The following is a 13,708-nucleotide window of genomic DNA, read 5'->3' as shown; positions in this document are numbered from 1 at the left end:
CCTGACGGGTACTCTTTTTAGTACTCGCCTGACGGGTACGTTCTTCATTTCCCTTGGGGGTACAGGCCCCCGCACGAGATAATTTTCTCGTACACCGCACAAGAAAATTATATCTCAGTCATTCATGCAATGCAGTTCAACTATCAGAGAGAATTTTTAACATGAAAAACATAAAGGTCGGAGTTATCGGGGTAGGCTATCTCGGAAGGTTTCATGCCCAGAAATATGCGGCGCTCGAGGGGGTTGACCTGGTCGGGGTCGCTGATATCGACAGCAAACAGAGTCAGCAGGTTGCACAAGAGTGCAATTGTCAGAGCTTTACCGACTATACGCAACTGCTGCCCGCAGTTGACGCCGTGTCTATCGTCGTGCCAACGCCCTACCATCATCAAGTTGCCGGTGCATGTCTGGATGCAGGTATCGACGTTCTGCTCGAAAAACCAATGACCGTCACTCTTGGTGAAGCAGATGATCTCATCGCCAAGGCAGAGGGCCAAAAACTCATCCTGCAGATCGGCCACCTTGAACGATTCAACCCGGCGGTTCAGGCCATGGAGCCTTTTCTCACCACGCCGGTCTTTATCGAAAGCAATAGAATTGCCACCTTCAAACACCGAGGCGCGGATGTTGATGTCGTTCTGGATTTAATGATCCATGACATTGATATTATTTTAAATATTATCAAGTCGCCGCTTAAGGCCATCCACACCGTCGGCGCTCCCGTCGCAACAGCCAATACCGATATCGCCAACGCCCGTTTGATGTTCGAAAACGGCGCAACCGCCAATGTTACCGTCAGCCGGATTTCCCGAACAAATGTACGGAAAATGCGCATCTTTCAGCCAGGGTCCTATATAAACGTCGATTTTGGCAATAAAAGTGTGATGACTATACAACTTTCGGAGGACCTGCGCGAGGATAGCGGCATGCCCAAACAGGCGGTCGAAATGCGTACCTTTGCCGATGGAGACGCCTTGCTGAGTGAAGTTACATCCTTTGTTCAGCACGTCCGGGAGAGAACCAAACCGGCCGTCTCAGGTTATGAAGGCCGGAGGGCACTGGCTGTAGCCTTGCAGGTTATGGAGCAGATTAAAGAGCATCAGAAACTTGATTTATTCAAAAACCTTCTGCCGAAGAAGAAAGCATGAACCGCAAAATCATGATCGTCACCGGTGAAGCTTCCGGTGACCTTCATGGGGCAAATCTGGTCAAAGCCTTACGGCTACACCAACCCGAACTGCAATTTTGCGGCATGGGCGGGCCGGAGCTCGCCGCGCTTGGCATGGAAATTCTCTATGATGCGGCGAAGGTCTCGGTGGTCGGGGTTTTTGAAGTGTTTGTCCATCTGAAAGATATCTGGCTTGCCCAGCGAGCCTTGAGAAAGCGATTAACTGAAGATCCTCCGGATCTTGTTATTCTCATCGATCTGCCCGATTTTAATCTGCTGCTCGCTAAAAAGGCAAAAAAACTCGGCATTCCCGTATTTTACTATATCAGCCCGCAGTTATGGGCCTGGCGCTCAGGACGGGTCAAGACGATCAAGGCGAGGGTGGACAGGCTAGGTGTCATCCTGCCCTTTGAGGAAGAGTTCTATCATCAGCGGGGCGTTGAGGCGGTATATGTAGGTCATCCCTTACTCGATACCGTCACTACCAGTACAACCAGGGAACAATATCTAAAACTGCACAACATCCCGCCAGATACTCGATGTATCGGTCTTTTCCCCGGCAGCAGGAAGCGAGAGATTTCTTCTCTTCTCCCCATTTTCCTGCGCGCAGCAGCGTCTTTACAGAAAAATTCCGCCGAAAAAATCGTTTTTTTTATTCCCAGGGCTTCGACTATCGGGATACAGGAATTTACTGCAGCCGGACTTGATAAATATCAACAAACTCTCGACATACGAATTATTGAGCAGGACCGATATGATATGATGGCCGCATGCGATGCGGTGGTTACCGCATCCGGTACCGTAACCTTGGAACTGGCCATCCTCCAGGTCCCCATGATTGTGGTCTATAAGCTGGCTCCACTTACCTACCGCCTGGGTAAACTTCTCGTTAAAATTGATCACTTTTCGCTGGTAAACCTCATTGCCGGGTACGCTGCGGTTCCTGAACTTCTGCAGCATGAAGTAACAGCAATCGGTATTGCTTCAGAACTCTCCGCAATAACCACACTGCCCGCCAGAAAAAACAAAATGAAACAGGCCCTGAAAGAAGTAAGGGATAAACTCGGTGAGCAGGGAGCATCGGCAAAGGCCGCGGCTGTCGCCCTGCAGATGCTGGAAGGTTCAAAATGAGTGATGACACCCCCAATGAAAATGATCCCTTCGCCATAGAAATAGACGGTATTCTCGATCTCCATGCCTTTTCACCAAAAGATTTGAAGACGCTCATCCCCGATTATCTGCAGGAGTGTCAAGAAAAGGGAATCATGGACATAAAAATCATCCACGGCAAAGGGATAGGCAACATAAGGCGTTCCGTACATGCTCTTCTGGAACGTGATCCTCTGGTCGCAGAATACCGGCAGGCCGATCTGCACTCCGGCAGCTGGGGGGCGACCATTGTGCGCCTGAAGAATCAGTGAGACAATCATCGGCATGCGTTGATTGTAAAAAACATTCACTCCTCATTCAACTGTTTCCAGTGCGCGAACTAGTCTAAGTCAATAACCCAACAGGAAAAATTCAAGGTGGAAAAATCAGCAGAAACCACAAGGCGGCCAGCAAATGAAAGCGATGGTTTTACAGCAGCTCTGTAATCTCAAGGAAAACACGATACCGTTGCAACTGATGGACCTGCCCGATCCGGTGCCCACGGGGGATAACATCCTGGTGCAGGTTGCTGTGTGCGGGGTCTGCCATACCGAGCTTGACATAATTGAAGGCCGCACGCCTCCGCCGCGCTTGCCCTTGATTCCAGGTCATCAGGTGGTTGGTCGGATCCAGGCATCGGGCGAAAAAGCCACCGTCTTTAAAACCGGCGATACTGTCGGTATTGCCTGGATTTACTCCGCCTGCGGAGCCTGCACGTTCTGCAGGAGTGGCCGGGAGAACTTGTGCTGCGACTTCAAGGCCACAGGCCGGGATGCCGACGGCGGTTATGCGCAGTATATGACAGTTCCGGAAGATTTTGCCTATCCCATCCCCGAAGGTCTCAGCGATACGGAGGTGGCGCCTCTGCTCTGTGCCGGGGCGATCGGGTATCGATCCCTGCGGCTGACCGGGCTTCAGGATGGGCAAAATCTGGGACTCACCGGATTCGGGGCCTCCGGCCATCTCGTTTTAAAAATGGTCCGCCACCTGTATCCGAAGTCGGAAGTTTTTGTTTTTGCCAGGGGAGGAGAACAACAGGAGTTCGCAAGAGGACTTGGCGCGGTCTGGGCAGGAGAAACAGCGGAGCAACCACCCGAAAAGCTAGACTGTATTATTGACACCACTCCCGCCTGGCAGCCGGTGGTGGAGGCTTTAAAAAACCTCACCCCGGGAGGAAGACTCGTCATCAACGCCATAGCCAAGGAGTACGCCGACAAAAAGGCTCTTCTGGAGCTCGACTATTCTCGTGATCTGTGGCTGGAAAAAGAAATCAAAAGCGTCGCCAATATTACCAGGAGGGACGTGAGCGAATTTCTCCAACTGGCCCAGAGCCTGGCAATCAGGCCTGAGGTGCAGGAATTTTCTCTGGCGGAGGCCAACCGCGCCTTAACTGAGCTCCGGACGAGAAGGGTTCGCGGGGCAAAAGTATTGCGGATGGATTGAATCTGCCGAAACGCCCCCCTGACTCGGCAAATTCAGGAGGAATTATTTCCATACGCCTGCAATTTGCTGCCCACAGGTTGCGCAACAACCGTCGGACAGTTTATTCTGCCGAATGCTGAAACCGTAGCGACTGATCAACTCCGCGCCACACCCGGGGCAGTAGGTGTTTTCCCCGCCTTCCCCCGGAATATTCCCTTCATAAACATAATGCAACCCTTCCTGAAGGCCAATTTCCCGAGCCTTGCGCAAAATGGTGATCGGGGTGGGTTTCCGGTCCAGCATTTTATAGGTGGGATAAAATGCCGTTACATGCCAGGGAATGGTGGGCGACACTGATTTCACGAATCGGGCGAGAGCACGTAATTCTTCCGGTGAATCATTGAGGCCCGGAATAAGAAGCGTCGTCACTTCAACCCAGACTCCGAGTTCGTGCATGAGTTTGACATTATCCAGGACAGGCTGCAACCTGGCCTTGCAGACTTTTTTATAAAAATCGTCGGTAAACGCTTTGACGTCGATGTTAATGGCATCCAGAAACGGCGCCAGGTGGCGGGTCACTTCCGGGGTCATATAGCCGTTGCTGACAAAGACGTTTTTCAGCCGGCGTTCTCGAGCCAACACAGAACAATCAAAGGCAAATTCATAGAAAATTGTCGGTTCCACATAGGTGTAGCAGACACTTGCGCATCCGGCGCGCTCGGCTTCATCGACTATGGCCAGGGCAGTACGCTCCCTCCCGGCTATCTCACCGTTATTTATATGCGGATATTGTGAGATATCGTAGTTTTGACAATGGAGACAGTGAAAATTACAGCCGACAGTAGCGATGGAATAGGCCTTGCTGCCCGGCAGAAAGTGCAACAGAGGTTTTTTTTCGATGGGGTCAATGCTCTCTGCAATCATCCGGCCGTAGACAAGGCTGTATAATTTCCCACCACGATTTTCCCGCACCCCGCAGATACCGCGTTTCCCATCTTTTATGTGACAATGATGGTTGCACAAAAAACACATTACGTCGTGCTCTTTGCCGGCATTATAGAACAAGGCTTCTTTCATGGGCTCGCCTCCTGATTTCATCTTCCCCTGCGCAACAGTGAGCTTGCGTTACATCATCTGTCCTCTGTTTTTTCTCTCAACTGCTTTGGCCACGTTTTCGAAGCTCCTTCGGATAACAGTAATCAGTTGTCTTGCTTGACGCCAAGAGTTAGTGAAAATATACATTTATACCAGATAGATAAAAATGATTTTCGCACCAATTAATAAATGATTTTTTTTCCCCCGAAGGATTAGAAAAAACAATTGTTAACACTTTTTTGCGACTTTACTTTTGACGGGCCGACAGTTAAACTTAATCTTTTAATTAATTATCAAGCTGGCTAACAATTTCAGCTGTTTCCACAAAACGTCAGACAGTCGTCACAGATAAAAGCTTCACTGGTCAGTTTTTCTCTGGCTTTACCGTCGAAGTAACCATGTTTCACCTGCAATCATGGTTGCACATGAAGACCGATACCTTTCTTTAAACAGGCATACTACCCACATCGTTCGGTCTGCATGGGGCAGTACCGCTAAAATTTATGGATAATAGACATATTACCATGGAAGACAAAAGTGAGATCAGAAAGGACCTGGAAGATCAGCGGGCGGCCCTGTCCGAAAAGATGGATGCCGTCTGCAAACCCCTGGAGATGACCCTGGCGCAGCGACCGGGTCCCGGCGGGCACGCTCAGTTGATTGAGAAAAGCAGGAAATTTCGGCAGGATTATACTGATCAACTGAAACGCGACCTGGAAGAAATCACCGGGGAAATCATCAAGACGGAATCCCTGAAGGATATCCCGTCAATGCTGACCACCAGATATGCCATAGAACGTAATCTTCTGTCCCTCGAACGAACACTGCTGGCGGAAGAAAATGCTCTCCTGGGAGAAAAACGAACGCAGGCTGCCGTAGAACGCACGGAAATGTCGGAAAACCGGAGCGGGCTCGCCCGGTTGCGTACCCAGCTATCCCAGCGCCGGGTTTTTCTCGCTGAAAAAAGAACACTTATGGCCCAGCAGCGGACCTTTTTGGCCAAGGCTCGCACCGAACTGGCCTTCATGCGAACGGGTATTGCTCTGGTGGTCCTGGCCATCGGCCTCATACGTTATTTCGGTCTTGGCTGGTGGACTTTAGCCGATGGTTCTATCATGTTGCTCGGACTGGCCATGGTTACCAGCGGTATTTATTATTATCTGCCGACACGCAGGAGCGAGGTGCGCCTGCTTGATGTTATCCGTCAAAAGGAAGAAGAGCTGATGCATCGTAAACCACGGATCATGGTAGTAGACGCTGACATCACGGTATGCAGCAGCCTGGAAATTTATCTCGGCAAAGGTGAGTGGGTGGTCGAAGCATTCACCAGTCCTTATGTGGCCCGTCAACGGCTTGAAACCGGCCAGTTCGATATCGTTATTACCGATTTTGCGATGAAGGAAATGACCGGGATTGAATTTCTGCATCATATCAAAAGGCTATCACCGGTCACCCAGGTAATATTGATGAGCCGTAAGGAAACGCTTGACGACCTCGCGCAGGACATCAAAAGCGAACTCTTCGATTCGATTGCTAAACCAGTCAATTTAAAAGAACTCAAAGAGAGCGTTAAACGCGCACTTACCGAAACGATGCTGATTTAGCACTTCCGTCACCTCAAACTCTCCGGTGGGCAACTTGTTGCACTAAGAGAAATTTACGGGCAGCTGGACAAAGAAACGAGAATAAGCTTCCGCGATATATGGGGGGTTACTCCTGGTTTCCCGCACAATTCGATGCACCGGTAAACGGGACAAACGCAACTGGCAGAATATTCCTTTGGGTAATTCCACCTGCAGCATCTTTTTCAACCAGCAGCAGTTCCTGGGTCATATGGGGATAGCCAACCGGAATTACAAGCCTGCCGCCGGGCCTGAGCTGCTCTATAAGAGCTGGGGGGATCTGCTCGGCGGCAGCCGTGACGATAATCCCGTCAAAGGGGGCGTGATGTTGCCACCCCAAAGAAGCATCACCCTGGCGTATTTCTACATTATGGTAACCAAGATCCCACAGCAGCTGTTTCGCTTTCTGTGCCAGAGATGGAACAATTTCCAGGGAATAAACCTTCTTCACCAGGAGTGACAATACCGCTGCCTGATAACCCGATCCTGTCCCTGCCTCCAGAATGATCTGGTCCTTGTTCGGGCAAAGCAGATCGGTCATCAGCGCAACAATATAAGGTTGGGAAATTGTCTGGCCTTCACCGATAGGCAGGGGATTGTTGTCGTACGCATATGGTTTCAGATGATCCGGTACAAATTCTTCCCGTGGAACCGATGCGATTGCCTGCATGACCTTGGCTTGAAAAACCTCAATGCCGGTGTATCTGCTGGTATTTCGGCAATCTGCCTCAATCTTGCGTAAAAGAGCATTGATTTGCGGTTGGCCCATTAGTATATAAAATATCCCATTGTCTTTTTTTGACTAGCGATGTCTCGTTTGCATTAAAGCGAGCACCCTCTGAGCGTCCGTATCAAATCAACCTTGTATCAGCGCTGGCAGACAACAGAGCTGCCAAAACCTGTCAGGTTGGTTTCGATCCGCCCCTGCTGTTTTTCGACCAAACTGTGATAGAGTCTGGCGTTTTGAGCTTCACAGCGAAAAAATAAACACGATGCGCTCCCACGTACAGTTGAAATAGACATGAGCTTGAGGCCTCTCGATCAGAACTCGGCCAGTCGGGCTGCATCGCAATTTTCTTGAATGAAAGAAAATCCAGAGTACAATGCATATTCAGCCAATGCTCTGATGGTATCTTTGCTGTAACACCTCCTGCGGCTAAAGAAGTGTAACATGTCGAGATCAATATGAAACCGATTTACTCTAACGGTAGCGATCCTCCTGTTTTGCTCACCTTCCATGGTGACACGGCAGATCTGTTGCACAGAGTTCCTAGAGGCGACAAAACAATTGTTTACCCCCTGTCGCGCCGGGCCTCGATCAAAGATATCCTCGAAAGTCTTGGTGTACCGCATACTGAAATAGGCCAAATAGTACTTGACGGACAAGCGCAGACCTTTGACAAAATTGCCAGAAAAGGGGAACATTTCCTTATTTATCCACTCCTCCCCGACACTCTCCCGACCATTGCCACCACCCTGCGTCCTGAACCTCTGCGTAACTGTATATTTCTGGTGGATACCAATATCGGCAGACTGGCAGGACTGTTGCGGATGGCCGGGTTTGATGCAGAGTTGGTCGACTCTGCCAGTGCCAATAGCGCCACCGTTGAAAGAGCTATCCGGGAACAGCGGATACTGCTGACCCGAAACAGAGATCTCCTCAAAATCCGCCGGCTGATTTTCGGTCGCCTCGTTCGAAGCCAGGACCCTGAACAACAATTGAAGGAGATCCTCGATCTTTACAGCCTGCAGGACAGGCTTACCCCTTTTTCCCGCTGCATCGCCTGCAACGGTCTTCTGGACGGAGTGGAAAAAAACACAATCATCGACCGTCTTCAGCCGCTTACCAGAAAATATTACAATCGATTCAAACGATGTGTCGGCTGTGGCAAAATATACTGGCATGGGAGCCATTGCGATAACATGACTGCACAACTCAAAAGAATTCTCGGTAAAACGATATGATGCCATGAATCAACCTTAATGGGAGGTCCGCGATGGACCGGCGAATTATTCTGGCATATGATGGTTCGATCAATGCGGACTGGGTGGCCCGGTACGCCATCCAAAGTGCCGGCACCTTCTCCGGCGGGCAGCTTACGCTGCTTCACGTCCTGGACGGCACCTTCACCCGCCGAAGGATCAAAGAAAAAATTGCCGCTATCGTCACAGAAGGTGAACAGCGCTGCGTTTCCTGCCAACACCTGATTGTCGAGCAAGCAGGCGATGTTTATTCGACCCTGCTCCAGACCATCCCTTCGGGCGAGCAAAGTTACTGCCTGTGCGGGGCACGCATTGCCCCCAGGGGACGGGGTTTTCTCACCGGCACCGTTTCGGAAAAGCTCTTTCGCTGCCAACGATTCAACGTCATGGCCATCCGGGTGGTCAGTCCCGGCCTGCTCGGCTGCCCCAGTACCTTACTCTTTCCTCTCGCCGGTCATCCACGCGGGTTTCGAACGGCCATGCCTTTTCTGCAAATGACCGCGGCCTCGGTTAAAAAATTGTATCTCCTGCGGGTGATGACGGCAAACCCCATCCACTTTCGCTACATCTCCGCGACAGCTGCCCAAAGAAAAATCGCCGAAGGCTACGAATACCTCAACCGGGTCGCGGGAGAAATTCGGAAGCAGACGCCCGGCGTGCCATGGCGTCTTGACAGTTCAGTGATTCTCTCTGACGACTGGGCAAAGGAAATTTTGATCCAGGCCGGCAAAATCAATGCCTCCATGATCCTTCTGGGGGCCACGGAGCGGAATCTGACATCGCGTTTTTTCTACGGCAACAAGCTCGAGCAGATCCTCCGCGACACTTCATGCGATGTGGGGATATATCAAAGCATATGAACAAACAGCCAGCCCATATCGGTCAAATTCCACCGGAACAGGTACACGCGTATTTACATACACGTCCCGAAGGGCTTGCGTTGTCAGAAGTGACAGAACGGCTGATCCACGTTGGGAAAAACCAGTTTGAACTGAATGATCCCTGGAAACTGATGCGGTCGCTGGGACGTCAATTCACCAATTTCTTTGCAGTTCTGTTATTCTTTTCGGCCGGCATATGCTTTATAGCTCATCGGATTAATCCGGCCGAGGACATGGGTCTTCTCGGCTGGGCGGTTTTCGGGGTAGCGATCTTCAATGCCCTGTTCGGTTTTTTTCAGGAATACCGGGCAGAAAAAGCCATGGAGGCGCTCAAGCAGTTTCTCCCCAACTTAGTGGAGGTCTGTCGCCAGAATAAAATCGACAAAATAGCGGCGACGGAGATCGTTCCCGGAGATGTGATTATTCTGATGGAAGGGTGCAAGATACCAGCCGATGTCCGGATTGTCGAATCAGAGAGCTTGATGGTCAACAATTCTCCACTCACCGGTGAATCTGCGGCCATACGGCTCTCATCGCAAGCCTCCGACAGGCCTCTGGAAGAATGCCAGAACATCGGTTTTGCCGGATGTACCGTGGTCAAAGGAACGGGCAGGGGAGTAGTGTTCGCTACGGGCTTGCGTACCTTTTTCGGTCGCATTGCCAATCTTTCCCAGGCGACAAGGTCCTCCAGTTCCCCCCTGGAGCGGGAGATTTCCCATATGGTACGGGTACTGACAATCATTGCCTGTACCATGGGGACCGGTTTTTTTCTTTACGGGATGCTGACCGGCAAACCATTATGGATGAATCTGGTATTCATGATGGGTATTATCGTTGCCAATGTTCCCGAGGGACTCCTGCCGACACTGACCCTGGCTCTTGCGATGGGAAGTCTGCGGATGGCCAGAAAAAATGTACTGGTCACCAGTCTGAACGCGGTGGCCTCCCTGGGGGCGGTCCATGTTGTCTGTACGGACAAAACCGGGACGCTGACGGAAAACAAATTGACCGTCACCCGGATGATCAACCCACGTTCCGGTGAAACGCTGACGAAGGAGCAGGAGCTGGAGCTGGCCACGCTCGCTTTTTGTACCTCGGATGTCCGCCAGGCAGCAGATGGCCTGCTCGGCGACCCTCTGGATGTGGCGATGGCTGAAAATTTGCTGCGGCTCGGCTTGGGAGATCTTACTGACGCCCGGCGCGATATTATATGCCACTTTGCCTTTGACGTGGAAAAACGGCGATCCGCCGGGATTGCCAGGAGCAAAGGATCGAGGTTCTTTGTCGTCAAAGGAGCCTTTGAGGCAATCCGGCCTCTGGTCAGCGGAGTCGAGCCGATCGGGGGGAGCGCAGTGCATGATATCCCGTTGCCCCGGCAGTTAGCAGAAAGTGAACAAATCATGCAGCAGCTGGCAGCCCAGGGGCTCAGGGTGATAACCATTGCCTATCGTTTGATTTCCGGGGATGAAGATCCGGATAAGGCGATGGCAGATGAATCAGCTGCCGCGCTGGAGCATGATCTCATTCTTGCCGGTTTTATCGGCATAGAAGACCCGATTCGTCCAGAAGTGCCGCAAGCGGTGGCAAAATGTCACGGGGCTGGAATCGACGTAATAATGATCACCGGCGATCATCCGGCCACAGCTCTCGCAATCGCCGCCAAAGCCGGGATTGTAGCGCCTGGCGACACGGCTCATCTCACCGGTGAGGCGCTGAATCAACTGACGATTGCCGATCTGAGCAAACAGTTGCAGCAAGGCGTCCGCATCTTCGCCCGGACAACGCCTGAGCAGAAAATGAAGATCGTCACTGCCCTGAAATACATGGACCGGGTTGTCGCCATGACCGGTGACGGTGTCAATGACGCGCCGGCGCTCCGGGCAGCCGACATCGGAATCGCCATGGGAAAACAGGGGACCGACGTCGCCCGGGAATCGGCGCATCTCATTCTGCTGGATGACAATTTCGCCGCCATTGTTGACGGTATCGAGGAAGGAAGAACCGTTTTCGAAAACATGAAGAAGTTCACCAGCTATGTCCTGGTGCATAATGTCCCGGAGATTTTGCCATATCTTCTCTATATCGTCTTACCCGTTCCCCCCGCACTGAACATTATGCAGATTTTGTTGATCGATCTGGGCACAGATATTATCCCGTCGATGGGATTGGGGCAGGAACCTGCCGATTCGGAGGTTATGAAAAAGCGGCCGGACAAATTTTCCCAGCAGTTGCTGACCCCCAAACTGGTGATGCGAAGTTATTGTTTTTTAGGAATAATTGAAGCAATCTGGTCGCTGTTCTTGTTTTTTTATGTTCTGGTCAGCGGCGGCTGGCAATACGGGACCCCATTGGCGGCATCTTCGCCACTCTATCAATCCGCCACCGGCATAACCCTGGCAACCATCATCCTGATGCAGATAGGCAATCTGGTCGGGCGCAGATATGAGCAGCGCTCCGGTCTGGACAGAGGTCTTTTGACCAATCGACTGCTGCTGGCGGGTATCCTCGTGCAGATTCTTTTTTCCTGGGCGACCCTTTACTTTCAGCCATTACAAAAAATACTGCGCACCGGACCGGTGGAGCCTGCAGTCTATGGCCTGGCCTGGCTGGGAGTTGTCCTCATTTTTGGAATCGATTATCTCCGGAAACTGTTATTCACCAGGGGACAGGTATGCTAGCTGACGGGGCTCGCTGACAATTTCAAATCAATTTTCCCAGCACATAGCCGATAACGATACCGACGATGAGCGCCACCGTAAGGCCGCGATAGGTCAATACGTCCTTGGAATACCCCCGCCGAATAGCAACAAAAGATACAAAATAGCCTATGGCGTTAAGCAGCCAGATAAAACCAATAGACAGGACTTTAACAAGCAGCGGGCCTATAACCGGCACAATTGCAATGATGCCAAGTAACCAGGCAAACGCATTGGATAAGAGACCGAAAAGAAATACCCCGCCTGCAATAACCTTGACGTCAATGCCGAAATGTATCCCAAGCCAGATAAAAACCGTCATCAACCCCCAGATGGGGACCATGACCTTCCAGTTTTTCCACCAGTGCAATTTCCCTGAATCCAACGCATCGTCTTCTTGTCGTTGGTTCGGTGGTTGATCTTCTGGCTGAGGTTTGACGGTGGTGGCATCCTTCATAACGATCAGATACACAAGAACTGGTTATGTTTTTTTTAACGACAGAGACAATGTTTGCGTACCTCACAAATTATTTTCTCGTTTTTATTGCAAGAAGATATTCTGTCTCAAGGTACTTATCCCCCTCTAGGAACTGCGGACTATTTACCGAAATTACAAATCGGGTACTGGCAGACTTTGCAATTCCGGCATAAACCGCCATGCCCCAGTTCGGCAAACTCCTTTCGACCGATTTTCTGCCCGGTCAATATTCTTGGCAGCACCAGATCAAAGACCGTGATCTTATGATACATTCCACAGGCCGGGAGTCCAAGCACAGGGATTTTCCCGATCATGCCGCTGAGGAACATTGCCCCTGGCAATACAGGGGTGCCGTAAGCGACCTCTGTCGCCCCGGCCTGCAGTATACCCTCGCGCGTTACATCGTCGGGATCGACCGACATGCCGCCACTTGTGACAATGAGCTCCGCGCCCTGGGCAATACAATCGCCAATCTCACGGGCAATAACCATCTTATCGTCCGGGGCCTTTCTCACCAGTAAGATTTCCGAACCGAGGGCCTTGGCTTTCGCCTGCAGGACCTCTTCAAACCGATCCTCAATCCGACCATAAAAGACCTCGTTACCGGTAATCACCAATCCGATTTTGACCTTTTTCAAGGGGAGGACCTCAACAATCCGGGTAGAAGAAAGTGCTATTTGCTCAGCTTGTTCCATTAATTTACGCGAGCTGACAAGCGGGATAAGACGGGTCGCCGCCACCGTCTCACCTTTTTTTACCGGGGTATTGTCATGAAGTGTGGAACACATAACTTCGCCCAGCATGTTGAACTGGTAAAGGGTCTGTCTGTTTATTCGCAGCAGTCCGTCCAAAGCGGCTGTCAGGGCAATTTTCCCCTCCTGGGGATTATCGACATATTCCACCCCACGGCCGGCAAGACAACGGGCAAGTATGGCGGCTGCCTCGTTCTCGTGGACTTCGTCGGCGGTGAGAGAAATAACATAGATATTGTCTTTTCCCAGACGTTTTAAATGCGCAACGTCTTCAGGACGGATGATATGTCCTTTTTTAAAGGCTGCGCCTTTTTTGACATCCTTGACAATTTCCGTAATATCGTGGGGAAGAACCATGCCGACGGATTCTTCAACCGGTACTGATTTTAACATGTACTATGACCTTCATTTGTCAATTGAGCGACTTGCGAACCACTCTTTGTTTCGTGTATACCGGGGATC

At 51.1% G+C, this 13,708-nt stretch carries 12 protein-coding genes; 8 read left to right on the top strand and 4 right to left on the bottom strand.

What is annotated here, in order from left to right:
* Window positions 1–161 precede the first annotated feature (161 nt).
* The 4 genes from FCL47_RS04460 to FCL47_RS04445 all read left to right on the top strand — a co-directional run bounded on the left by FCL47_RS04460 (window position 162) and on the right by FCL47_RS04445 (window position 3,760).
* Window positions 162–1,148, top strand: coding sequence for a Gfo/Idh/MocA family protein (locus FCL47_RS04460; protein WP_136812275.1), 987 nt, complete (start codon window positions 162–164; stop codon window positions 1,146–1,148).
* Window positions 1,145–2,299, top strand: coding sequence for a lipid-A-disaccharide synthase (gene lpxB, locus FCL47_RS04455; protein ID WP_136812274.1), 1,155 nt, complete (start codon window positions 1,145–1,147; stop codon window positions 2,297–2,299). Before FCL47_RS04460 ends, lpxB begins: the two co-directional genes overlap by 4 nt.
* Window positions 2,296–2,589: a Smr/MutS family protein gene (locus FCL47_RS04450; protein WP_136812273.1), complete on the top strand. Its 294-nt coding sequence runs from the start codon at window positions 2,296–2,298 to the stop codon at window positions 2,587–2,589. The genes lpxB and FCL47_RS04450 overlap by 4 nt, the downstream gene beginning before the upstream one ends.
* A gap of 142 nt (window positions 2,590–2,731) precedes the next feature.
* Window positions 2,732–3,760 (top strand): zinc-dependent alcohol dehydrogenase family protein, encoded by a 1,029-nt coding sequence (locus tag FCL47_RS04445; protein ID WP_136812272.1) that lies wholly within the window; start codon window positions 2,732–2,734, stop codon window positions 3,758–3,760.
* A gap of 42 nt (window positions 3,761–3,802) precedes the next feature.
* Here the strand turns inward: FCL47_RS04445 and amrS are convergent, their stop codons facing one another.
* Window positions 3,803–4,816 carry an AmmeMemoRadiSam system radical SAM enzyme gene (amrS, locus tag FCL47_RS04440; protein WP_136812271.1) on the bottom strand — a complete coding sequence of 338 codons (1,014 nt, stop codon included), beginning with the start codon at window positions 4,814–4,816 and terminating at the stop codon, window positions 3,803–3,805.
* 521 nt (window positions 4,817–5,337) lie between these two features.
* Here amrS and FCL47_RS04435 point away from each other — a divergent pair.
* On the top strand, window positions 5,338–6,438 hold the full coding sequence (locus FCL47_RS04435) for a response regulator (RefSeq protein WP_136812270.1): 1,101 nt from the start codon (window positions 5,338–5,340) through the stop codon (window positions 6,436–6,438).
* Between the two features lie 106 nt (window positions 6,439–6,544).
* On the opposite strand, the gene FCL47_RS04430 is transcribed toward FCL47_RS04435, so the two are convergent.
* Window positions 6,545–7,225 (bottom strand): protein-L-isoaspartate(D-aspartate) O-methyltransferase, encoded by a 681-nt coding sequence (locus FCL47_RS04430; protein WP_136812269.1) that lies wholly within the window; start codon window positions 7,223–7,225, stop codon window positions 6,545–6,547.
* 416 nt (window positions 7,226–7,641) lie between these two features.
* Here FCL47_RS04430 and FCL47_RS04425 point away from each other — a divergent pair, with 416 nt between their 5' ends.
* The 3 genes from FCL47_RS04425 to FCL47_RS04415 are packed head-to-tail and all read left to right on the top strand — an operon-like array spanning window position 7,642 to window position 11,998.
* The gene (locus FCL47_RS04425) at window positions 7,642–8,421 is read left to right on the top strand and encodes a Mut7-C RNAse domain-containing protein (protein ID WP_136812268.1); all 780 of its coding nucleotides are present in this window, start codon (window positions 7,642–7,644) and stop codon (window positions 8,419–8,421) included.
* 32 nt (window positions 8,422–8,453) lie between these two features.
* Window positions 8,454–9,299 (top strand): universal stress protein, encoded by an 846-nt coding sequence (locus tag FCL47_RS04420; RefSeq protein WP_136812267.1) that lies wholly within the window; start codon window positions 8,454–8,456, stop codon window positions 9,297–9,299.
* Entirely contained in the window at window positions 9,296–11,998 is a 2,703-nt protein-coding gene (locus FCL47_RS04415) for a cation-transporting P-type ATPase (RefSeq protein ID WP_136812266.1), read from the top strand. Before FCL47_RS04420 ends, FCL47_RS04415 begins: the two co-directional genes overlap by 4 nt.
* A gap of 22 nt (window positions 11,999–12,020) precedes the next feature.
* On the opposite strand, the gene FCL47_RS04410 is transcribed toward FCL47_RS04415, so the two are convergent.
* On the bottom strand, window positions 12,021–12,473 hold the full coding sequence (locus FCL47_RS04410; RefSeq protein WP_205747224.1) for a hypothetical protein: 453 nt from the start codon (window positions 12,471–12,473) through the stop codon (window positions 12,021–12,023).
* Between the two features lie 140 nt (window positions 12,474–12,613).
* On the bottom strand, window positions 12,614–13,639 hold the full coding sequence (locus FCL47_RS04405; RefSeq protein ID WP_136812265.1) for a molybdopterin-binding protein: 1,026 nt from the start codon (window positions 13,637–13,639) through the stop codon (window positions 12,614–12,616).
* Window positions 13,640–13,708 lie beyond the last annotated feature (69 nt).

Origin of the sequence: Desulfopila sp. IMCC35006, from assembly GCF_005116645.1 — a bacterium.
Classification (GTDB): Bacteria; Desulfobacterota; Desulfobulbia; order Desulfobulbales; family Desulfocapsaceae; genus Desulforhopalus_A.
The sequence above is the reverse complement of the archived record's forward strand: the minus strand, read 5'-3'. Positions and strand labels throughout refer to the sequence as shown.

Excerpts from the sequence above, each read along its gene's own strand:
- FCL47_RS04415 (WP_136812266.1), top strand. The coding sequence starts at position 9,296 with ATGAACAAACAGCCAGCCCATATCGGTCAAATTCCACCGGAACAGGTA.
- FCL47_RS04420 (WP_136812267.1), top strand. The coding sequence starts at position 8,454 with ATGGACCGGCGAATTATTCTGGCATATGATGGTTCGATCAATGCGGAC.
- FCL47_RS04405 (WP_136812265.1), bottom strand. The coding sequence starts at position 13,639 with ATGTTAAAATCAGTACCGGTTGAAGAATCCGTCGGCATGGTTCTTCCC.
- amrS (WP_136812271.1), bottom strand. The coding sequence starts at position 4,816 with ATGAAAGAAGCCTTGTTCTATAATGCCGGCAAAGAGCACGACGTAATG.
- FCL47_RS04435 (WP_136812270.1), top strand. The coding sequence starts at position 5,338 with ATGGATAATAGACATATTACCATGGAAGACAAAAGTGAGATCAGAAAG.
- FCL47_RS04460 (WP_136812275.1), top strand. The coding sequence starts at position 162 with ATGAAAAACATAAAGGTCGGAGTTATCGGGGTAGGCTATCTCGGAAGG.
- FCL47_RS04425 (WP_136812268.1), top strand. The coding sequence starts at position 7,642 with ATGAAACCGATTTACTCTAACGGTAGCGATCCTCCTGTTTTGCTCACC.
- FCL47_RS04410 (WP_205747224.1), bottom strand. The coding sequence starts at position 12,473 with ATGAAGGATGCCACCACCGTCAAACCTCAGCCAGAAGATCAACCACCG.
- FCL47_RS04445 (WP_136812272.1), top strand. The coding sequence starts at position 2,732 with ATGAAAGCGATGGTTTTACAGCAGCTCTGTAATCTCAAGGAAAACACG.
- FCL47_RS04430 (WP_136812269.1), bottom strand. The coding sequence starts at position 7,225 with ATGGGCCAACCGCAAATCAATGCTCTTTTACGCAAGATTGAGGCAGAT.
- lpxB (WP_136812274.1), top strand. The coding sequence starts at position 1,145 with ATGAACCGCAAAATCATGATCGTCACCGGTGAAGCTTCCGGTGACCTT.
- FCL47_RS04450 (WP_136812273.1), top strand. The coding sequence starts at position 2,296 with ATGAGTGATGACACCCCCAATGAAAATGATCCCTTCGCCATAGAAATA.